At 59.0% G+C, this 19,879-nt stretch carries 20 protein-coding genes; 7 read left to right on the top strand and 13 right to left on the bottom strand.

The annotated features are described in order from the left end of the window. Positions 1-7 precede the first annotated feature (7 nt). Both ACZ1HA_RS15880 and ACZ1HA_RS15885 read right to left on the bottom strand, forming a co-directional pair. Complete coding sequence (locus ACZ1HA_RS15880; RefSeq protein WP_472715339.1) at positions 8-472, bottom strand: GAF domain-containing protein; 465 nt, start codon at positions 470-472, stop codon at positions 8-10. A gap of 20 nt (positions 473-492) precedes the next feature. Then, positions 493-1,665: a thiolase family protein gene (locus ACZ1HA_RS15885; protein ID WP_472714571.1), complete on the bottom strand. Its 1,173-nt coding sequence runs from the start codon at positions 1,663-1,665 to the stop codon at positions 493-495. 82 nt (positions 1,666-1,747) lie between these two features. Here ACZ1HA_RS15885 and ACZ1HA_RS15890 point away from each other — a divergent pair, with 82 nt between their 5' ends. The 3 genes from ACZ1HA_RS15890 (at position 1,748) to ACZ1HA_RS15900 (ending at position 4,405) form a co-directional block, all read left to right on the top strand. After that, positions 1,748-2,086, top strand: coding sequence for an STAS domain-containing protein (locus tag ACZ1HA_RS15890; RefSeq protein WP_375229667.1), 339 nt, complete (start codon positions 1,748-1,750; stop codon positions 2,084-2,086). Between the two features lie 25 nt (positions 2,087-2,111). Continuing rightward, on the top strand, positions 2,112-2,561 hold the full coding sequence (locus ACZ1HA_RS15895) for an ATP-binding protein (protein WP_472714572.1): 450 nt from the start codon (positions 2,112-2,114) through the stop codon (positions 2,559-2,561). Between the two features lie 266 nt (positions 2,562-2,827). Next, positions 2,828-4,405 carry a gamma-glutamyltransferase family protein gene (locus tag ACZ1HA_RS15900; RefSeq protein ID WP_472714573.1) on the top strand — a complete coding sequence of 526 codons (1,578 nt, stop codon included), beginning with the start codon at positions 2,828-2,830 and terminating at the stop codon, positions 4,403-4,405. A 10-nt stretch (positions 4,406-4,415) separates the two neighbouring features. On the opposite strand, the gene hspQ is transcribed toward ACZ1HA_RS15900, so the two are convergent. Beyond that, entirely contained in the window at positions 4,416-4,742 is a 327-nt protein-coding gene (hspQ, locus tag ACZ1HA_RS15905; RefSeq protein ID WP_375229664.1) for a heat shock protein HspQ, read from the bottom strand. Positions 4,743-4,825: 83 nt separating this feature from the next. Between hspQ and ACZ1HA_RS15910 the strand changes: the two genes are divergently transcribed. Continuing rightward, positions 4,826-5,707, top strand: coding sequence for an AEC family transporter (locus ACZ1HA_RS15910; protein WP_472714574.1), 882 nt, complete (start codon positions 4,826-4,828; stop codon positions 5,705-5,707). Positions 5,708-5,781: 74 nt separating this feature from the next. Continuing rightward, on the top strand, positions 5,782-6,369 hold the full coding sequence (locus ACZ1HA_RS15915) for a transglycosylase SLT domain-containing protein (RefSeq protein WP_375229662.1): 588 nt from the start codon (positions 5,782-5,784) through the stop codon (positions 6,367-6,369). A 3-nt stretch (positions 6,370-6,372) separates the two neighbouring features. On the opposite strand, the gene ACZ1HA_RS15920 is transcribed toward ACZ1HA_RS15915, so the two are convergent. The 4 genes from ACZ1HA_RS15920 to ACZ1HA_RS15935 form a co-directional block, all read right to left on the bottom strand. After that, complete coding sequence (locus ACZ1HA_RS15920; protein WP_472714575.1) at positions 6,373-6,978, bottom strand: LolA family protein; 606 nt, start codon at positions 6,976-6,978, stop codon at positions 6,373-6,375. Positions 6,979-7,076: 98 nt separating this feature from the next. Then, a complete protein-coding gene (locus ACZ1HA_RS15925) occupies positions 7,077-9,860 on the bottom strand; it encodes a DNA translocase FtsK (RefSeq protein WP_472714576.1) in 2,784 nt (927 codons plus the stop codon). A 19-nt stretch (positions 9,861-9,879) separates the two neighbouring features. Next, positions 9,880-11,061 (bottom strand): aminotransferase class I/II-fold pyridoxal phosphate-dependent enzyme, encoded by a 1,182-nt coding sequence (locus ACZ1HA_RS15930; RefSeq protein WP_472715340.1) that lies wholly within the window; start codon positions 11,059-11,061, stop codon positions 9,880-9,882. A gap of 108 nt (positions 11,062-11,169) precedes the next feature. Continuing rightward, positions 11,170-12,498 (bottom strand): amidase, encoded by a 1,329-nt coding sequence (locus ACZ1HA_RS15935; protein WP_472714577.1) that lies wholly within the window; start codon positions 12,496-12,498, stop codon positions 11,170-11,172. A 54-nt stretch (positions 12,499-12,552) separates the two neighbouring features. On the opposite strand from ACZ1HA_RS15935, the gene ACZ1HA_RS15940 reads away from it, so the two are divergent. Next, positions 12,553-13,815: an FAD-dependent monooxygenase gene (locus ACZ1HA_RS15940; protein WP_472714578.1), complete on the top strand. Its 1,263-nt coding sequence runs from the start codon at positions 12,553-12,555 to the stop codon at positions 13,813-13,815. Here ACZ1HA_RS15940 and ACZ1HA_RS15945 read toward each other — a convergent pair. The 6 genes from ACZ1HA_RS15945 to ACZ1HA_RS15970 all read right to left on the bottom strand — a co-directional run bounded on the left by ACZ1HA_RS15945 (position 13,812) and on the right by ACZ1HA_RS15970 (position 18,633). Continuing rightward, positions 13,812-13,964: a Trm112 family protein gene (locus tag ACZ1HA_RS15945; RefSeq protein WP_375230931.1), complete on the bottom strand. Its 153-nt coding sequence runs from the start codon at positions 13,962-13,964 to the stop codon at positions 13,812-13,814. The two genes, ACZ1HA_RS15940 and ACZ1HA_RS15945, sit on opposite strands and share 4 nt — an antisense overlap. Before the next feature lie 29 nt (positions 13,965-13,993). Further along, the gene (locus tag ACZ1HA_RS15950) at positions 13,994-14,638 is read right to left on the bottom strand and encodes an LON peptidase substrate-binding domain-containing protein (protein ID WP_375229657.1); all 645 of its coding nucleotides are present in this window, start codon (positions 14,636-14,638) and stop codon (positions 13,994-13,996) included. 27 nt (positions 14,639-14,665) lie between these two features. Continuing rightward, the gene (gene trxA, locus ACZ1HA_RS15955) at positions 14,666-15,580 is read right to left on the bottom strand and encodes a thioredoxin (RefSeq protein WP_472714579.1); all 915 of its coding nucleotides are present in this window, start codon (positions 15,578-15,580) and stop codon (positions 14,666-14,668) included. 56 nt (positions 15,581-15,636) lie between these two features. Next, positions 15,637-16,425, bottom strand: a complete 789-nt coding sequence (locus ACZ1HA_RS15960; RefSeq protein WP_472714580.1) for an exodeoxyribonuclease III — start codon at positions 16,423-16,425, stop codon at positions 15,637-15,639. Between the two features lie 136 nt (positions 16,426-16,561). Next, on the bottom strand, positions 16,562-17,926 hold the full coding sequence (locus tag ACZ1HA_RS15965) for an ATP-binding protein (RefSeq protein ID WP_472714581.1): 1,365 nt from the start codon (positions 17,924-17,926) through the stop codon (positions 16,562-16,564). After that, the gene (locus ACZ1HA_RS15970) at positions 17,923-18,633 is read right to left on the bottom strand and encodes a response regulator transcription factor (RefSeq protein ID WP_375229653.1); all 711 of its coding nucleotides are present in this window, start codon (positions 18,631-18,633) and stop codon (positions 17,923-17,925) included. Before ACZ1HA_RS15970 ends, ACZ1HA_RS15965 begins: the two co-directional genes overlap by 4 nt. Positions 18,634-18,715: 82 nt before the next feature. Between ACZ1HA_RS15970 and ACZ1HA_RS15975 the strand changes: the two genes are divergently transcribed. Beyond that, positions 18,716-19,828, top strand: a complete 1,113-nt coding sequence (locus tag ACZ1HA_RS15975; protein WP_375229652.1) for a tricarboxylate transporter — start codon at positions 18,716-18,718, stop codon at positions 19,826-19,828. The last annotated feature ends 51 nt before the right edge of the window (positions 19,829-19,879 follow it).

Genomic DNA, 19,879 nt, shown 5'->3' on the forward strand with positions numbered 1-19,879 from the left:
CAGCGCGCTACAGCCGATCAAAAACCGCGCGCAGGATTGTCCCAAGAGCTTCAGCATCTTCAACTGAAAATGCGTCCGGCTGATCACTGTCGATGTCAAAAACGGCAATGATCCAGCCCGCCCCGTTTCGCACTGGCAAAACCAGCTCCGAACGGGTCGACGAGGCACAGGCGATATGCCCTGGAAAATCGTCAACATCCGCGACCAACTGCACTTCGCCTGTCCGTGCGGCTGCGCCACAGACACCGCGAGAAAACGGAATAACCAGGCAACCGTGCCCGCCCTGATAGGGCCCTATTTTCAGGACTTCCGGTTCAGTGACGCGGTAAAAGCCAGTCCAGTCAAACCGCGCATCAGAATGGTGCACTTCGCAGGCAACCGTGGCCATCAGCGCAATTTCGTCCGTCTCGCCTTCGGTCAGCGCCAGAACGGATTGTGACAAAGCATCATAGTCGGCGCGTGCTCCGGTCACATCGGCAACGGTTTTCACACTCACACCCTCTCTATCGCAATGGCCGTGCCTTCACCGCCACCGATACAGATTGCAGCGACACCCCGTCTGAGATCGCGTTTTTCCAGCGCATTCAGAAGAGTCACGATTATCCGCGCACCGGACGCACCAATCGGGTGCCCCAGGGCGCAGGCGCCACCGTTCACGTTCACGATGTCATGGCTGAGGCCCATTTCGCGCATGAAAGCCAGTGGCACGACGGCAAAGGCTTCGTTCACCTCCCACAGATCCACGCTGTCAGCACTCCAGCCGATACGCTCCAGCAGACGTTGCGCAGCAGGAACCGGCGCAGTCGTGAACAGACCAGGATGCTGTGCATGGCTGGCATGGCCAACAACACGTGCGCGGACATTCAGGCCCTTGTCAGCGGCAACGGCCTCCGATGCCATGATCAGAGCCGCAGCACCGTCCGAAATTGACGACGAATTGGCCGCTGTGACGGTGCCACCTTCGCGAAAGGCCGGTTTCAGATGCGGGATTTTTTCGGGACGCGCAGTGCCAGGCTGTTCATCAGCCGAAACCGTCACCGACCCTTTGCGCGTTTTCACTTCCACCGCAGCGATTTCGCCATCGAACGCACCGTTTTCAGCCGCCGTCAGCGCACGCGACAGTGATGCCAGCGCATATTCGTCCTGAATGTCCCGGGTGAACTGGAACGTTTCGGCGCAGTCTTCGGCAAAGGTGCCCATCAGTCTGCCCTTGTCGTAGGCGTCCTCAAGACCGTCGAGGAACATGTGGTCGATGACCTGACCATGCCCCAGCCGCGCGCCACCGCGCATTTTGGGCAGGACATAGGGTGCGTTTGTCATGCTTTCCATGCCGCCGGCGACGACCACATCGCTCTGTCCAAGGGCAATCTGGTCAAAGGCGACCATTGCAGCCTTCATCCCCGACCCGCACATTTTGTTGAGTGTCGTCGCAGGAACCTCTTCCCCCAAACCGGCGGCAAAGCCAGCCTGACGCGCCGGAGCCTGACCCTGACCGGCAGGCAGGACACACCCCATAAGCACCTCATCCGCCGAAGCAGTGCCTGCGTCTTTCAGGGCGGCCCGGACAGCGGCGCCACCAAGTTCCGCGGCCGTCATATCAGACAGCGCACCCTGAAAACCGCCCATCGGTGTTCGTGCGGCTCCCGCTATCACCACATCGCGCATGCCCTGTCCTCCTGACATCCTAAAGGGTTTCGTAAGACTTCACCGGTACAAACCGGTCGATCAATATTCCGGTGACTTTACTATGGAACTATCGACAAAAACAGAAGAGCAGTTGCGCATTGTGTCCGTCGAGGACACGAGGATCGATGCGGCTGTAGCACTTGAGTTCAAAGACGCGATGCGCTCCGAGACTGACAATGGGCCCGACCTTGTGGTGCTGGATCTGAGCAAAGTTGAGTTCATCGATTCCAGCGGTCTTGGCGCAATTGTGGCTGCTATGAAAAACATGGGCGCTGAACGCAAACTGGCGCTTGCCGGGCTGACACCGACCGTACAGCGCGTTTTCCAGCTGACCAGAATGGATTCTGTTTTCAGCGTTTTTCCAACCCTCGATGGCGCCCTGGCCGAACTGCGTAACTGACGAGCCCGAAAGAAGGACCGAGCCAATGGCTGCGGCAATCCTCCCTCCCTTTGAAGTGTCGATCATGAGCAGTGAACTGGCTGTGCGCGACGCTCTGAGCCAGTTTCTCGCAGCTCTTGGTCCGATCGCTCTGGACGTGGAAGAGGCGGGAACCATTGAACTGGTGCTCGCGGAAGTGCTGAACAATATCGTGGAACATGCTTACCCGGCAGGCAGTGCATCCGGCCCCATCGATATCAAATGCACGCATCGCAAAGACGGACTGCATGTAAGCATTACCGATTCCGGGCTTGCAATGCCGGATGGTCAGCTGCCGCTTGGGAACCAGGTGTCCGTTGATGTCGATCTGGATGACCTGCCGGAAGGCGGCTTTGGGTGGTTCCTCATTCAGGATCTCGCAAAGGACGTCCACTATGCCCGTAACGGCAGAAAAAACCGACTGACCCTGCGGCTGCCGGTCGGGATAATGATATAAAGGGAAACTTAAGACCTGAGGCAGCCGGTCTTACTTTCTTCCCAATTATTCCTCAAACAAACAAATTCACTTCATAATGCGGCCTTGTTCAGAAGGCATAACCGATCCTGTAGCTGCATATAGCTTCCCTCGGCGCCGCGTCTAATAGCCCCCACCCAGTGCGCGGCGTCGAGGACTTCCTCCCCTCACATCTTCGCTACTTCCGTGCTGTGGACATCCCGCTGCCGCGCACTAATGTGCAACGGGCCTGCAAAAGAGGGGACATCATGCGCGATTTTCATTTTCCGGGACGCTCTCCCGTTCTTGCCACCAACGGTATGTGCGCAACTTCCCACCCCCTTGCGGCGAAAACCGCCATCGACGTTCTTGAACGTGGCGGCAACGCAATGGATGCCGCCATCTCTGCTGCGGTACTGCTTGGGATCTGTGAACCCCAGATGACCGGTATTGGCGGAGACTGTTTTGTTCTCTGGGCCGACACAGCAGACGGCGAAGTGAAAGCACTGAACGGGTCAGGCAGAGCGCCCGCTGGTGTCGATGCAGCTGAACTCAGAGATGCCGGCTACAGCAAAATTCCCGTCGACAGCCCGCATGCGGTGACCATCCCGGGCGCAATTGACGCATTCTGTTACCTGTCAGACAAAGTGGGCCGCATCGGCCTTGATGCCCTTCTGGAACCGGCGATCCGTTATGCAGACAGCGGCGTTCCGGTCGCGGACCGGGTCGCGTTCGACTGGGAACGCGATGCCTGGGTTCTGCAGGGGCGGGCAAAAGACTACTATATGATCAATGGGGCCCTGCCAAAGGGCGGCGAAATCTTTGCGGCCCCCGGTCAGGCCGAAGTCCTGCGCCGGATCGCACAGAAAGGACGCGACGCCTTCTACGAGGGCGAGATTGCCGAGGACATGATCAGCGCGCTGACGGCCCTTGGCGGTAAACATACGACAGATGATTTTGCCAGTGTTTCCTGCACACCAACGACACCGGTATCGGGCACCTACAAGGATCTGGAGGTGGTAGAGCATCCGCCAAACGGACACGGCGCAACTGCTATCCTGATGATGAACATCCTTGCTCAGTTCGATATTGCCGCAATGGATCCGTTTGGCACTGAACGCACGCATATCGAAGCCGAGGCGGCGAAGCTCGCCTATGATGCCCGGAACCGGTTTGTGGCGGATGCCGACTATATGACCCGTCTGGACCACATGCTCAGCATGGATACCGCGAAACAGCTGGCCGCGCTGATTGACCCGCGCCTTGCTATGGCATCGGCAACATCGCTCAGTGAAACTGTGCACAAGGAAACGATTTACATAACGGTTGTGGACCGGGATGGCATGTCGGTTTCCCTGATTTATTCTGTATTCAATGGCTTCGGTTCCGGAATTGCCTCCGACAAATTCGGTATCCTGCTGCAGAACCGCGGCGCCGGGTTCACGCTCGAAGAAGGCCATCCGAATGAGATGAAAGGCGGCAAGCGCCCGCTGCATACGATCATTCCGGGGATGATCCGCAAGAACGGCAGGATCATCATGCCATTCGGTGTTATGGGCGGCGCCTACCAGCCGCACGGTCATGCGCGTTTTGCATCAAACCTCGCCGACTTTGGCATGAACCCGCAGGCCGCCATCGACGCGCCCCGCTCCTTCCCGGATCAGGGGAACACGAAAGTCGAACGCGGTTATTCAGACGCTGTCCGGCAGGAGCTTGCAGACATGGGTCACGATGTTTCGATACCGGACACGGCCATCGGTGGGGCACAGGCCATCCTGATGCGCGATGATGGTGTGCTCGAAGGCGCCAGTGATCCGCGCAAAGATGGTTGCGCCCTGGGGTACTGATCCTTCCGGATCAGTTCATCTGGAAATGCAGAGGATATGCACCGTCCTGGAACGGCCCAAAAAGGTCGCCGATGTCCGGGTGGTCCACGGGTTCGCCCGAGTAATCCGCCACAAGGTTCTGCTCAGAGACATAGGCCACGTAATAGCTTTGCTCATTTTCGGCCAGAAGGTGATAGAACGGCTGCTCTTTGGCGGGGCGGCTGTCCTCGGGAATCGCTTCGTACCATTCCTCGGTGTTTGCAAACTCCGGATCGACGTCAAAAATGACGCCCCGGAACGGATGTTTCCGGTGCCTGACTACCTGACCAAGGTGGTATTTCGCGCGTGTACCAATCATAACAATGCAGACCTACCGACCGTACCTAACCGGTTCAATAGCCATTTGTCCATTTCGGGGACCTCAATTCCAGGAAACAGATTGTGAACCTTGCGCTGACAGTGCTCGAAATCGTGTCGCCGGTTTTTCTGCTGGCGGCTATCGGTTTTGCGTGGGTGCGGTGCGGGCTGGAATACCGGCTGCAGTTTGTCACGCAACTGGCCATGACCCTGTCGCTGCCCTGTTTGATTTTCGTCTCACTGATGGAAACGGAAATTGACCCGGACGCGCTGACAGCACTGTCGCTTGCCTCGGCGGTCGCTTATGGAGCGGTGACGGCAGCTGTGCTCCTTCTGGTGAAATCCCTGCGCCTGGACAGCCGCACGTTCACAAGCCCGCTGATCTTCGGAAATACCGGCAATCTTGGCCTGCCACTGGCGTTGTTCGCGTTCGGGAATGAAGGCCTGAGCTATGCAATCATCGTTTTTGCAGTGATGCTGATCTGGAATTTTACGTTTGGTATCTGGACGGTAGCGGGCCGGGGATCGGGCATGAGGATCCTGCGTGAGCCACTCTTTGGCGGCACAGTACTCGGCCTTCTGTTCATGTGGCAGGGTTGGCGGACACCCGAGTTCCTGACCAACACGCTGTCGCTCGTCGGGCAGATCGGCATTCCTCTGATGCTGATCACTCTGGGCGTCGCCGTGGCGCGTCTGAGGGCCGGCGGTATGCTGCGCGCAGCGTTACTGAGTGCTGTCAAACTGATCCTGTGCACCGCGATCGCCTGGGCGGCAGGGAGGTGGTTTGATCTCGATCCGGTGGCCTTCGCTGTGCTTGTTCTTCAGATCGCCACACCGGTCGCCGTAACCTCATATATGCTTGCGGAAAAATACGGTGCAAAGGCCGACGACGTAGCGGGTCTTGTTGTTTCCTCAACGCTTATGTCGGTAGCAGCGCTGCCTGTTCTGCTGGCAGTTCTGTTATAGAAAACGTGATTTCCAAAAGCCGGTTTTTCAGCTACACTCACGCTCAATAAAAAACATATAAAAGCGAGAGGCAGATGAGCAGAACTCTTCGCGCTTTGGGACTGATTTTGCTGGTAGCTTCCTGTGGCGGCGGCCAGTCTTCGGCACCGCGTAACCTGGATAACGCGTGCCGGCTGGTCCAGGAGCGCCCGCAGTACCTGAAGGCCTTCCAGGCAACGGAACGCAAATGGGGCGTGCCCGTGCATGTCCAGATGGCTACAATCCATCAGGAAAGCCGGTTCGTGGCAAACGCGCGCACGCCGCATAAATATGCGCTTGGCGTTATTCCGATGGGGCGTCAGTCCAGCGCATATGGCTATGCACAGGCGCTTGACGGTACCTGGAAGGATTATCAGCGCGCAACCGGCAAACGGTTTGCCAGACGTGACCGCATCCGTGATGCCAGTGACTTCATGGGTTGGTACATGAACATCAGCCGCGAACGGAACGGCATTTCGCTGTACGATACACGCAACCAGTACCTCGCCTATCACGAGGGACATACCGGTTACGCGCGCGGCTCGTACAACCGGAAATCCTGGCTGCTGAACGTGGCAAACCGGGTGGATGCGCGCGCAGATACCTACCAGGCGCAACTGGCAGCCTGCAGCGCGAGGCGCTGAGCTTCAGCGATCGCGCTGGTTGACGGCGCGGTCGGCACTGAACAGTGACGATGGCAGGTTCATACCTGTCTCAAACTCACCGAGGATAACGGTTGTTGTCCCGCCATTCGCATCGTTCACGATCCACTGACGCAACTGAACCGGGTTGTCGGTAAAGCTCATCTGGATATTTCCGTATTCCGGGTTTTCCGGGTCCTGTGCCGTGACAATGGTCGCCGTGCCGTCAAACGTGTGATTGGTCACCATTCTGGCCCGCGCCAGATTAATGTTACGGGCCAGAATCAGAGACAGCGGCGTCCGGCGCAGAGGATAAGTCTCCGGCGGCTGGTTAGACTTTTTGTCGATGATCACAACCGCACTGGCCTCCGCGATCACAAGCGCCTGCTCGGGCGGATCGTATTCAAAACGCATTTTTCCGGGGCGGCTGATAAAGACCTTTCCGGTACTCAGGGTCCCGTCATCATTGATCTGAGTAAAAGACCCCTGTGCCGTTTTCAAACCGTTGAGATAATTGGAAATCGCGTTCAGCGACAGCTGATCTGCGGCCGCCGGACTGATTGCTGCCATTGCCAGGCCAAAGGCCAGAAAACTCCATCGGATCAGCTTCATGCCGGGTCCCTCACTGCGGTTCAACTGCCCATTCATGTAGGGCGGCAGGTGTTGCTATGCGATAGCAAACACCCCGAAGTGGCAGAAAGTTCCGCAGATCAGGATTGTTCCGGCACCAGAATCTCGCGTTTGCCAACATGGTTCGCGGCGGAAACCAGACCCTGCTCTTCCATCTGCTCCACAAGACGCGCGGCCTTGTTGTATCCGATCGCCAGTTTGCGCTGGATGTAGCTGGTGGAACATTTGCGGTCATTGATCACAACCTGAACCGCAGTGTCATAGAGCGCGTCTTCGCCATCGGTGTTGCCACCAATTCCCAGGACGGCGTCAATATTGCTTTCGGCATCCTCAGATGGCCCTTCGACCACGCCCTTCACGTAGTCCGGCTCACCGAACGCCTTGAGGTGATTGACGATCTCCTCGACTTCCTCGTCCGATACAAACGGGCCGTGACAGCGGGTGATTTTGGCCCCACCGGCCATATAGAGCATGTCACCCATGCCCAGTAGCTGTTCCGCGCCCATTTCGCCGAGGATCGTACGGCTGTCGATCTTAGAGGTCACCTGGAACGAAATCCGCGTAGGGAAGTTTGCTTTGATCGTACCGGTGATCACGTCCACAGAAGGCCGCTGTGTCGCCATGATCAGGTGAATACCAGACGCCCGCGCCATCTGCGCCAGCCGCTGGATGCAGGCTTCGATTTCCTTGCCGGCGACCATCATCAGGTCAGCCATCTCATCGACGATCACCACGATATAGGGCAGCGTTTCAGGCGTGTTTTCCTCGGTCTCGAAAACCGGTTCGCCAGTATCCTCGTCGAACCCGGTCTGAACCGTCCGGCTGAACATTTCGCCTTTTTCGAGGGCTTCACGGACTCGGCCGTTATACCCTTCGATGTTCCGCACGCCCATCTTGGACATCTTGCGATAGCGCTCTTCCATCTCGCCCACGGTCCATTTCAGAGCGACAAGTGCCTTTTTCGGATCCGTGACAACTGGCGACAGCAGATGCGGGATGCCGTCGTAGACGCTGAGTTCCAGCATCTTGGGGTCAATCATGATCATCCGGCATTCTTCCGGGGTCAGCTTGTAGAGCAGCGACAGGATCATGGTGTTGATAGCAACAGACTTACCCGAGCCCGTGGTCCCCGCAATTAGCAGGTGGGGCATCTTGGCCAGGTTGGCCACGACAGGATCACCCCCGATGTCTTTGCCCAGCGCCAGCGGCAGGCGGTGATTGCCATCACCGAAATCACGTGCCGAAAGGATTTCGCGCAGCACGACTTTTTCGCGGGTTTCGTTCGGCAGTTCGATGCCGATCACGGACCGGCCAGGGACGGTCGACACACGTGCAGACAACGCGGCCATCGAGCGTGCAATATCATCTGCGAGGCCGATCACGCGGCTCGCCTTGAGACCCGGTGCCGGTTCGAGTTCATACATCGTCACAACAGGGCCGGGCCGGACGGCGACAATCTCGCCTTTGACGCCGTAGTCATCCAGCACGGATTCGAGCATACGGGCGTTTTCCTCGAGCGCTTCGTCGCTCAGGTGCAGGCGTGGTACCTCAATCGGATTTTCCAGCAGGCTGAGGGGTGGCAGTTCAAAGCCCGGATGGGACTCGTCAAAGGACAGTGTTGGCTGTGCTTCTGCCTGGGCACGGCGCGACGGCTGTACCGGTTTGCGCGCGGGCTGCTGCACGACGCGGCGTGGTTCTGCAGCAGGAACAACGGGTGCCTGCGGTACAGGTTCCATAACCTGTTCCTGTGTCACAACGGTTTCCGGCGCCGGCGGAACAGCAGATGCGGTCGCAGTCAGCGGCGGTTCAGCACGCGGACCGGATGTATCCAGGACCAGTGGGTCCGGCCCGCGCCCGCGTCCGCGTGTCAGCGGTGCCGTTGCCGGTGTGTGCACCGCGTTTCCCGAACGCACGCGCGACTTTATGACATCCGCGATACGCGCGCGAATGCGGTCCTCTCCGGGAGCCTCCGCCTCACCGTCAAAGTCCACCGGGTCGACAAGTTCCGGCTCCGGCAGCGGCTCCGGCCTGCGTACAAGACCCGGCATCCTTGAAAAGAGCCCGGGTTTGCTGACCTCGGGATCATGAAAAGCCGGTGCATCCATGGCTGGTGCCACTTCCGTTGCCCTGGCATCGGCCGCTTCGCGTGCTTTGGCCCGGCGGTCTGACGCTTTTGCAGCCATGACCTGGGCTGTGTTCAGTGTGCCGCTCGCACCTTTACCAAGCAGCGTCATGATGCCGGCATAGATCATCACGAGGCCCAGCAGCAGAAAACGGCCGATCCGCAACAGTTCGTCCTTTGTGAACCCCAGAACAAATGCTCCAAGCGCGAGGATACCCAGTGCCATCAGCAGAGACATCAGTTTGACGGTCAGAACAGAGCCGATGGGCATCAGCGTCAGCAGAGCCCCCATCACCGTGTCGCCAAAGAGGCCGCCAAGCCCGAAGCTGTGCGTATCAAGCCAGTTGCCCGCCGGTGTCAGGGTCGCCGCGTAGATTGAGCCCGCAGCAATAGCGATCGGCGCGAAAATCAGGCGTCCGACGGCCCGTTCGGCACCTTTATGCAGGGCGAACCGCAGTCCCCAGGCCAGCAGGACAATGCCCAGACCCCAGGAACCCCAGCCAACAATCATAAACAGAGGGGCCGCAATGGACGCGCCGGTGCGGCCCATCCAGTTCTGTGTCGGCGCATCGGTTGAGACCATCCAGTTCGGATCGTCCGGCGTGTAGGATGCGATCATCGCACAGGCCATCAGCCCGAGCGCGATCAGAAACAGTCCGAACAGCTCTTTTCCGCGCTTTTCCATGGCCTGCGCCATATTACTGTCCAGCAGCGGATCACGTCCTCTTGTCTGATATGCCATACCTCTGATCCCTCGTCTTTTACTGCGGGTACAGGCAGTCACGGATCAGTACGATCCCGCGCGCCGTTTCCGCTTTTGGAGCCACCATGGCGGCTCTGATATATCCTTGTCCCGGGTTTTCGCCGTTCCATTCCTGGGCCAGATAACCGCCCGGCAATACGCGCACTCCGGTTTCACGCCACAGCTTTACGGCGGCTTCCTCGTCGTTCTTCACCGGCAACCACAGGAAAAAACCTGCCTCCGGGCTGGTATAGCCCGGTACATTGCCCAGAATGCGATCCGCAATGTCGTATTTTTCGACGTACATGGCACGGTTTTCGATGACATGCTCCTCGTCATCCCAGACGGCAGCAGACGCCAGTTGTATCGGAAGTGGCAAAGGTGAGCCTGCGTAATTTCTCAGCTGTTTGATCTGCGTGATATTGGCTGCACTGCCCGCAACAAACCCGGACCTCAGACCCGGCAGGTTCGACCGCTTGGACAATGAATGAAAGATCAACACGCGATCCGGATTGGCACCGATGTCATGCGCAACCTGAAGCGCACCAACGGGCGCGTCGCCCCGGTAAATCTCTGAATAGCATTCATCCGCGAAAACCCGGAAGTCATACTTTTCCGCCAGTTCAATCAGGTCCCGCCAGTAGTCATAGCTGGCCACAGCACCCTGTGGGTTTGCCGGCGAGCAGACGTATGCAGCGGTTGTCCGGTTCAGCAGTTCAGCTGGCAGGCTACCGTAGTCGGGCAGGTGCCCGTTTTCAGCTGTGGCAGGCACCATGATGGGATCGGCAGCAACCGACAAAGCGGCAATCATGTAAACCTGGTAGAACGGATTTGGCATCAGAACAGCGGGTTTACCACCAGCCTTCGTCTCCGGGCAGAGCGCCATAACCGCGTTGTAGAGCCCTTCCCGTGTCCCGTTCAGCGCCATAACCTGGGCATCGGAATCCAGCGGGACACCATAGCGACGGGACACAAATCCACAGATTGCCTGGCGCAGTTCAGGTGCCGCGTCATTTGGGGGATAGCTGTTAAAGCCTTTTGAATGTTCAACAATTTTATCGGTCACCCACGCCGGAAACGCATGTTTCGGCTCGCCGATTGTCATGTGAACAGGCTCACCACCGCCCTCGTGCACGTCCAGAAGAGCGCGCAGACGCGGCCATGCATGAGCCGGGAGGTTCGAAAACCGCTCAGGATACACCATTATACTGCCTCAGGTCGGGATCATTTGCGTCCCGTTTCCCTTAAAGTACCCAGCGCGCGCGCCTGCGTCCACAAAAACGCGCAGCTTTATCGAAATTTGTGGCTTTTAGGCCAGAGCCGCCTCGGCCGCTGCACCAATCCGCAGCAACGCTTCTTCCTGATCCGGAGCGCCCATCAGCATAAGGCCGCAGCTTGGCGTTCCTGTCGGCAGACTGAGCGCACACAACCCCATGAGATTGCCGATCCGTGTGTTGCGCAGCGACAGCAGGTTTTCCGTCACATAGTAATCGTGGTCTGTGTTCAGACGTTCCAGATCCGGCGGCAGGATCGGCGCGGTTGGCAGCAGAATGGCATCATACCCAACTGTTGCCCTGTCATAGGCCACTCTGGCGGCTTCAAGCGCCGCCCAGGCCGCGACGTAGTCAGGCGCAGAGTGATTTTTGCCCAGCCGGAACCGCTCAAGTATTTCAGCATACATCGCATCCGGATTAGCCTCGATCACATCGCGCCACAAACCGTAGGCCTCTGACGTATAAAGGCAGGTGGTCAGCGCCATCGCGTCTGTGATTTCCGGAACCTGCACGCGGCCGACATGTGCGCCTGCGTCTTTGAGTTTTGCCGTAGCCGTCTCAAATGCAGCGAGCGGTTCCGCACGCACATCATCGAGAGCCACCGTTTCCAAAACAGCGAAACGTCGCCCAGCAAGCGTTGCTCCCGTCAGATCAGCAGGCCTGCCGCCCTCAAGCACCGCCAGAAGATGCGCGGCGTCCTCAACAGAACGGCAGAGCGGACCAACCGTGTCAAACCGGAGCGCCAGGGGCACAACGCCCTCAAGGCTGAGCCGCCCGGCTGTGGTTTTCAGGCCCACCAGATCATTCCACGCGGATGGGATACGCACAGACCCGCCTGTATCCGAACCGATACCCGCCGCCGCCAGATCAAAGGCGACCGAAGCCGCGGCACCTGACGAAGACCCGCCCGGCACCGCACCTGAATCGTTGGCACAGGGCGGCGTGGCTGTGCTCGGGTTGTACCCCAGCCCCGAAAACGCAAGCTCGCTCATGTGTGTTTTCCCCAAACACACCAGACCAGCAGCCGTCGCGTTTTCCAGCACCAGAGCATCCCGCGACGGAACCCGGCCAGAAAGCAGCTTCGACCCTGCCTCCGTGGCGGTCCCTGCCGTATCAAACAGATCCTTCCAGCTGATCGGCACGCCATCCAGCAGGGAGCGTCGCTGTCCCAGCCGGGCACGTTCGGCGGCCGCACCGGCCTCTGCCAGTGCCCGGTCTGCGGTTATGCGCGCATATATCCTGTCGCGCAGCGGATGCCCGTCAATTGCATCGAGATAGGTCTTCGTCAGCGCGACCGGATCTATCTCGCCCGCGCCGATACCACGCCCCAGCGCTGTTGCCGACATCTCAAGCCACTGCTGCATTCTGTACTCCCGGGATCCTCTGGTTCTGCCGGGACGGTAGCGACGCAAGCGCGCATGGACAATCCCCTGCCATCGGTGCAGGTACAATGCATGCAGACTGATTGCGACATCATCATTGTGGGCGGCGGCCTGAACGGGCCTGCACTTGCTGTTGCGGCTGCAGGCGCCGGTCTTTCATCGATTGTGATCGACGCGCTGCCTGCAACGGATATGCAAAAGCAGGGTTTTGACGGACGCTCCTATGCCATCGCGCTGACGTCCGCGCATCTTCTGCAGGCCATCGGGCTCTGGCCTCAGCTGAAGCAAGACGCGCAGCCCATGCTCGACATCAAGGTCACCGACGGGCGTACAGGCGAAGGTCCGTCGCCGTTTTTTATGCATTTTGACCATGCGGAAATCGAAGAAGGCCCGATGGGCTACATGATTGAGGACCGCCACCTGCGCCCCGCCCTTCAGGCGGCACTGCACGCATCAGACAAAATCCAGCAGATCAGCGGCGTGGCTGTCGTGGCGCAGGAAACCGGACCTGCAGGCGTGACTGTTACGCTCGCCGATGGCCGTCGCGTCAGTGGACGGTTACTGGCCGGTTGCGACGGGCGGAACTCCGGTACTGCGGAACGCGCCGGTATTGGCCGTACCGGATGGCCGTATCAGCAGACCGCGCTCGTCTGCGCAATTTCACACGAACAGCCGCACAATGGTGTGGCCCATCAGTTCTTTATGCCGCCCGGTCCGCTTGCAATTCTGCCGCTCACGGGCAATCGCAGTTCAATTGTCTGGAGCGAAACCGCCACAGATGCCGCGCGCATTCATGCGATGAATGACGAAGATTACCTGTCGGTGCTGCGGCCGCGTTTCGGCAGTTTTCTGGGAGAGATCAGCCTGGCCGGCGCGCGCTATACCTATCCGTTGTCACTGTCGCTGGCCAACAGCATGATTGCCCCGCGGACAGCGCTCGTGGGCGACGCGGCCCATGGCGTGCATCCGATTGCAGGTCAGGGGCTTAACGCCGGTTTCCGGGACATTGCAGCCCTCGCCGAAGTCATCACCGATGCATACAGGCGCGGCGAGGACATCGGCTCTGAGGTGACGCTTGGCAGCTATCAGACGTGGCGGCGGTTCGATAATACAGCGCTCGCAATGGCGACGGACACTTTCAACCGGCTGTTTTCCAACGATAACCCTGTTCTGCGTGCCACGCGGGACATCGGCATGGGTCTGATCGGTAAGATGCCGGGCCTGCGCCGTGGCTTCATCCGCGAAGCCGCCGGTCTGACCGGTGAACTGCCGCGCCTGCTGAAAGGCCAGTCGCTTTAGTCGAGCGAGCGTGCTTCATCCGTGAGCATAACAGGAATACCGTTCCGGATCGGGTACGCCAGATTGGCCGCACGGGAAACAAGTTCCTGACGGGCAGCATCATATTCAAGCGTTGTATGGGTATGAGGGCAGATCAGTGCCTCAAGCATCCGGCGGTCAATCACCGTGTCTGTATCATTCACTGGATCATCTCAGTTTCTGTGCCGCCCCGCAGCGTGTATTCAATCAGCGTAACGAGCGTTTCCCGCCGCGTCGAGAGGCTGGGTGCCTCAAGCAGTGCCTGTTTATCCTCGGGATCAAAATCGAGCATCATCGACAGTGAGTTGATCAGCAGTTCATCGTCGGCATCCTGAAGAGTATCCCAGTCGGCGGACAGTTCGCGCGCATCGAAATAGCGCTCCAGCAGGACAAGAAATTCATCACGTGCAAACCCATCGTCTTTTTCTTCGGGACCCAGATCCCGGTCGAAACCGTCCCACTGAACATCGCACCGGCGGTAGGGCGTGAAACCTTCCACTTCGCGTTTAACCCGGAACCGGCAGATGCCGCCAAGCGTGATCAGATACCGGCCATCTTCGGTTTCCGAAAACTGAGTGATCCGGCCCGCGCAACCGATTGTGTGCAGACCGTTTCCGGTGCGCCCCGGAATCTCGTTAGGCTGGATCATCCCGATCAGACGGGTGGGAGTCTTGAGTGCATCCTCGAGCATCTGAAGATAGCGCGGCTCAAAAATGTGCAGCGGCAACCGGGCCCGCGGCAGCAGCAGAGCGCCCGGCAACGGGAAAATGGCAATGGTCTCGGGAAGCTCTGCAGCGTTCATCATACAAACCGACGTAGCCCGTCAGGGCGGTCAGGCAAATATCATAGAACTCAGTTTGCGACGGCCGTTCAGCATGACCGGATCATTGGGCTTCAGCGCTTCGAAAATAGTGAACAACTGCGTTTTTGCAGCACCATCATTCCACTCCCGGTCACGACGGAAAAGTTCCAGCAAAGCATCAACAGCTGCTTCGACGTCGCCGCTGGCATGCAGCGCCTGTGCAAGGTCAAACCGTGCCTGCATATCAGACGGATCAGCCTCGACAGCAGACTTCAGCAGATCAAGCGGTCCTGCGCCCTCGGCCTGGCGGGCAAGCTCAAGCTGTGCATGTGCGGCTTCAAGCTCAGGTGATTTCGAGATTTCGGCAGGAGCGCCGTTCAGGATGGCCTCTGCCTGATCCAGTTCGCCCAGCGCGATATGCGACCGGACAAGACCGCCATAGGCCGCGGCATTGTTCTGATCTTCGCCGAGGATCGCGGCAAATGTCTGTGCCGCATCCGCAGCCGCACCTTCACCCAGCATTTCCTCAGCAGCGGAAAGCGCGTCAGCCAGGGTGTCGCCCGGGGCCTCACCGCCGGCCGCTTTTACCACACGGTCGATAAATGCCTTGATCTCGGACGGCGGAACTGCCCCCTGAAAACCATCGACTGGCTGGCCTTTGTAGAAAGCGTAAACGGTCGGGATCGACTGGATCTGCAGCTGACCTGCAATCATCTGCGCCTCGTCAACGTTGACCTTGACCATCTTCACCGCACCTTTGGCGCCACGCACGGCGTCCTCCAGTTGTGGGCCGAGGGTCTTGCAGGGGCCACACCACGGCGCCCAGAAATCAACAATCACCGGTACAGACTGCGAGGTTTCAACGACGTCAGCCATAAACGTAGCTTCGGTGCTGTCTTTGATCAGGTCATCCGCAGCAGGTGCCGCACCAAGGTTCAGATCCATCTTGTCGCCCGTTCTGTTCTGTTGCGTCTGCGTTATATGGGACCGCCGGAGCGAATTCAAAGGTCAAAAGAAGCGAAAACGGGCGCATGGTCGCTGGGCTTTTCCCAGCCGCGCACATTTCGCAGGACCCGGCTGGAATGTCCCGCGCCGGAAATGTCGGACGTTGCCCAGATGTGATCCAGCCGCCGTCCTTTGTCGGCGCCGTCCCAGTCCGGGGAGCGGTAGGACCACCAACTGTACAAACGCCCCTCCGGTATGTCCTGACGGGTGATATCCACCCATCCGCCCGCGTCCTGTGTTTCGGCGAGGTGTTCGACCTCAACGGGCGTATGGCTGACCACTTTCAGGAGTTTCTTGTGATCCCAGACATCATCTTCGCGGGGAGCAATGTTCAGATCGCCCACAAGAATGGATTTTTCGGGGCGGCTGTCCCGGAACCAGTCCCGCATACCGGTCAGATAATCCAGTTTCTGACCAAACTTCTCATTGATGGCGCGATCCGGTTTGTCCCCACCTGCCGGTACATAGAAGTTATGGATCGTCACGCCGTTCTCAAGTTCGCCTGCGATGTGGCGTGCGTGACCCAGAGAGGCAAAATCCATCGACCCCGCCTCGCGGATCGGCAGTTTCGACAGGATCGCCACGCCGTTGTAGCCCTTCTGGCCACGGGCGACGCTGTGCGTGTATCCGGCTGTTGCAAATGCTTCGAGCGGGATCTTCTCGACCGGGCTTTTGCACTCCTGCAGACACAGAACATCCGGCGCTTCCTCGCTCATCAGTCTGAGCACGATTTCCTCGCGCAGACGCACGGAGTTGATGTTCCAGGTGGCAAGAGAAAATGGCATCTGTGTCGCTCCCAAATCAGACGTTCCGGCACCCTACAGCGGCGCGCTGTGGGAGACCATGCCCGGTGGGCAGCATCCTGCCAGAAACCGTCAGGTGACTGTGCCTTATCCGAGCAAAAGCCCGTGACTGCGCAACTCATGCCACCAATGGCAGGCGGATCGTTGCGCTGAACCCGCTTTGCCCTCGGGCCACGGAAAACCTGCCATCATGACCTTCGATGATTGTGGAAATAATCGACAGGCCAAGCCCGGTAGTGCCCGTCTCGCCCAGCTGGACAAACCGTTTCAGCGCGCGCTCAATGTCGGCGTCGGGTATCCCTTTGCCGTTGTCTCTGAACCTTATGTTTGCATGGCCGCCCTGCGCATCGAGTTGCACCTCAACTTCTGAGAGGGCGGCTCCGCCATGCGCAAATGCATTGTCGGTCAGATTGACAAATGCCTCCCGCAGCATCGTCGCATCCGCCCGTATCATCACAGGCTCCTGTGGCAGCGACAGGGTCAGTGTCACACCGGATTTCCCGAACCTGTGATCACCACCGATCCACTCTCTGATCGATACGGTCAGGTCAATGTCCTCAGAGGCAATCGATTGCGACATCGACTGCGCCCGTTCAAGCACCAGAAGTTTCTGCGTCAGGTCCGCCGTACGCCTTGCAGCTTCCAGCAGATCTTCGGATCGTTCCCTGACCTGTTCCGGCGTTTTCGCGCTGTTGACGGCCTCGGCCAGACTGAGCACACCGGCAATCGGATTGCGCAGCTGGTGAGCCGCATTCGCCACAAAGTCTGACTGAGCCTGCATGCTTCGTGACACCTGCCCGAAAAGCCGGTTCAGCGTGCCCACAATGCCGGAAACCTCAGTAGGTACCGCGCGCCTTATGGGGCCCAGCTCCTCGCCGGAACGCTGTGCGATGGCCTGCTCCAGATCCAGCAATGGCCGCAGGCCAAGGCGCACCCCGAACCAGACAATGACACCGAGTGCAGCAAGGATTGTTACGAGCACCGCGAGAGACTGAATGACCAGATCCCGCACAAAACCGTCGCGTGCGACGCCATCCTGCCAGACTGTGGTCGTGTAAAGGCCCTGCAGCCCGTCGATCTCAGTCTGGGTCCGGAGCCGGACGCCGGTCACGTCACGGCCAAGATAACGCGCTGTGAAATAGGTCGGGTCCGTCACCTGCCCGCCGTCCCGGTCGATCCCGACAGGCGGCGTTGCGTATCCTGCAACGATGACACCGTCGGGCGCATAGACATGATAAAAAACCACCCCACCCGACGTACTGGCCAGAATATCGCGCGTCCGGACAGACAGCGCATCACCGCCCGAAATGGCCACGTCATTGGCAACGGCCAGAGCGGCCGCGAGGAGTGATTTGTTAAATACCTGCTCTGCGGTCTGCCGAGCGTTGTTCAGCTGCCAGAGCCCGGCCAGCACCGCAACCGAAAGGATCGGGGGCAGGATGACGAGGATCAGGCGCGCCCGCAGCGAAACAGCCCGTGTCATCCCGGAACCTCAAGGTAGTACCCGATCCCGCGCTGCACCAGAATTCTGACGCCATGCGGCGCCAGACGTTTGCGCAGACGCGATACATAGACCTCGATCACCTTTTCGTCGGCTTCCGCGCCCACGCCGTAAACCGCATCGAGCAGATGTGTCTTGCTCATTGCTGTACCAACGGACCGGGCCAGTGTTGCCAGAACAGTCAGCTCACGGCGCGGCACATCCACAGTTCCCGTCACGGCAAAAAGCTGGGGCGGGTCCATCTGTAGGGTCAGATCACCCAGTGTCACAGTCGTTCTGAGGCTGACCTGGCGACGGCGCGACAATGCCCTGATCCGCGCGACCAGCTCGTCCATTTCAAAAGGTTTAACCAGGTAGTCATCAGCCCCGGCGTCTAGGCCTGTTACCCGGTCTTCGGTTTCCCCGCGCGCAGTCAGCAGAATAACCGGGCGCGGATCATCGCGCAGCCGCATGCCGCGCAGCACATCAAGACCCGACTGACCGGGCAGGTTGATGTCCAGAATAATCAGATCGCTGTCTTCCGCGCGCAGAAAGTCTTCTGCCTGCAAACCATCAGTCAGGGCATCAACGGTGTGTCCCTCGTCATTCAGACGATAGGTGATACCCTTTCTCAGGCTGGCGTTGTCTTCGATGAGCGTAATGCGCATGTGCCATTTTTTGCGGCGATGAAGGCTTGATGCAAGCTTCATCCCTTAACCTTTTTTCCGAAAGGCGGGAATCACCCGCTTTGGGAGGATGGCCCGGCAAGGGTCAGAAAACTGGGAGAGAGACATGACAATGATGAAAACCTCGCGCCGTGTGGCCTGTGGCCTTGTGGCTGCAGCGGCGGCAAGCCTTGCCACATCTGCTTCTGCAGGCGGGCACGGAATCGACCTTGCAGGTAAAACCGTTGAATGGGTTATTCCCTTCTCGGAAACCGGCGGATCCGCAAAATGGGCAAACTTCTACGCACCGCTTCTGTCCGAAGCCCTGCCGGGCGAGCCAACGGTCGTTGTGAAGTTCATGCCGGGCGCCGGCTCCACCAAGGGGGCGAACTGGTTCCAGGAGCAGGATTACGCAGACAGCGAAGGTACGCTGATCTTCGGCTCGTCCGGTTCGACACAGTTTCCTTATCTGCTCGGCGATCCGCGTGTGCGTTACGAATACAATGACTGGAATGTTGTACTGGCATCCGGAACCGGCGGTGTAGCCTATCTGCCCCCGGAGCTTTCCGCGAAAATGGACGGTCTTGATGCATCCGGGCTTCAGGACGAGGACTTTATCTACGGCAGCCAGGGCGCCACACGCCTTGACCTTGTACCGCTGCTCGCCTGGGAAATGCTGGGCCTCAACGTAGAACCGGTCTTTGGTATCAAAGGACGCGGCGATGGCCGGCTGATGTTCGAGCGTGGCGAGGCCAATATCGATTATCAGACCTCTTCTTCGTTCCTGTCGGGTGTAACCCCGCTGGTCGAAGCGGGTACCGCGGTGCCGATGATGTCTTGGGGTGCGCTGGATGCGGACGGGAACATCGTCCGCGATCCGACCTTCCCCGACATGCCCACTTTCAAGGAAGTCTGTGACGCGACACCAGGTTGCGAAACCTCCGGCACACAGTGGGATGCATGGAAGGCGTTTTTCGTCGCGGGTTTCCCCGCCCAGAAAATGGTTTTCCTGCCGGCCGGCGCATCCGATGACGCGATCGCCACATACACAGCTGCCTTCGAGGCGATCAAGGCACGCGCCGACTTCGCGGAAATCTCAGCCGGACGTCTGGGCGTATACCCTCAGATGACGGGCGGTGAAGCGACCGGTGCGATGGCATCTGCCACGCTGGTACCGGCGGAAGCCAAAGAGTTCGTCACAGGATGGCTCGCTGACCGCTACGGCGTCACGCTCAAATAACAGATCAAAGGGCGGGATCACTCCCGCCCTTTTTGTCTGAGGCATGCGCCG

It is taken from the genome of Roseobacter sp. S87 (assembly GCF_055693285.1).

Coding starts and splice junctions, on each gene's coding strand:
- ACZ1HA_RS15885 (WP_472714571.1), bottom strand. CDS start 1,665: ATGCGCGATGTGGTGATAGCGGGAGCCGCACGAACACCGATGGGCGGT.
- ACZ1HA_RS15890 (WP_375229667.1), top strand. CDS start 1,748: ATGGAACTATCGACAAAAACAGAAGAGCAGTTGCGCATTGTGTCCGTC.
- ACZ1HA_RS15895 (WP_472714572.1), top strand. CDS start 2,112: ATGGCTGCGGCAATCCTCCCTCCCTTTGAAGTGTCGATCATGAGCAGT.
- ACZ1HA_RS15900 (WP_472714573.1), top strand. CDS start 2,828: ATGCGCGATTTTCATTTTCCGGGACGCTCTCCCGTTCTTGCCACCAAC.
- hspQ (WP_375229664.1), bottom strand. CDS start 4,742: ATGATTGGTACACGCGCGAAATACCACCTTGGTCAGGTAGTCAGGCAC.
- ACZ1HA_RS15915 (WP_375229662.1), top strand. CDS start 5,782: ATGAGCAGAACTCTTCGCGCTTTGGGACTGATTTTGCTGGTAGCTTCC.
- ACZ1HA_RS15920 (WP_472714575.1), bottom strand. CDS start 6,978: ATGAAGCTGATCCGATGGAGTTTTCTGGCCTTTGGCCTGGCAATGGCA.
- ACZ1HA_RS15925 (WP_472714576.1), bottom strand. CDS start 9,860: ATGGCATATCAGACAAGAGGACGTGATCCGCTGCTGGACAGTAATATG.
- ACZ1HA_RS15935 (WP_472714577.1), bottom strand. CDS start 12,498: ATGCAGCAGTGGCTTGAGATGTCGGCAACAGCGCTGGGGCGTGGTATC.
- ACZ1HA_RS15940 (WP_472714578.1), top strand. CDS start 12,553: ATGGACAATCCCCTGCCATCGGTGCAGGTACAATGCATGCAGACTGAT.
- ACZ1HA_RS15945 (WP_375230931.1), bottom strand. CDS start 13,964: ATGCTTGAGGCACTGATCTGCCCTCATACCCATACAACGCTTGAATAT.
- ACZ1HA_RS15950 (WP_375229657.1), bottom strand. CDS start 14,638: ATGATGAACGCTGCAGAGCTTCCCGAGACCATTGCCATTTTCCCGTTG.
- trxA (WP_472714579.1), bottom strand. CDS start 15,580: ATGGATCTGAACCTTGGTGCGGCACCTGCTGCGGATGACCTGATCAAA.
- ACZ1HA_RS15960 (WP_472714580.1), bottom strand. CDS start 16,425: ATGCCATTTTCTCTTGCCACCTGGAACATCAACTCCGTGCGTCTGCGC.
- ACZ1HA_RS15965 (WP_472714581.1), bottom strand. CDS start 17,926: ATGACACGGGCTGTTTCGCTGCGGGCGCGCCTGATCCTCGTCATCCTG.
- ACZ1HA_RS15970 (WP_375229653.1), bottom strand. CDS start 18,633: ATGAAGCTTGCATCAAGCCTTCATCGCCGCAAAAAATGGCACATGCGC.
- ACZ1HA_RS15975 (WP_375229652.1), top strand. CDS start 18,716: ATGACAATGATGAAAACCTCGCGCCGTGTGGCCTGTGGCCTTGTGGCT.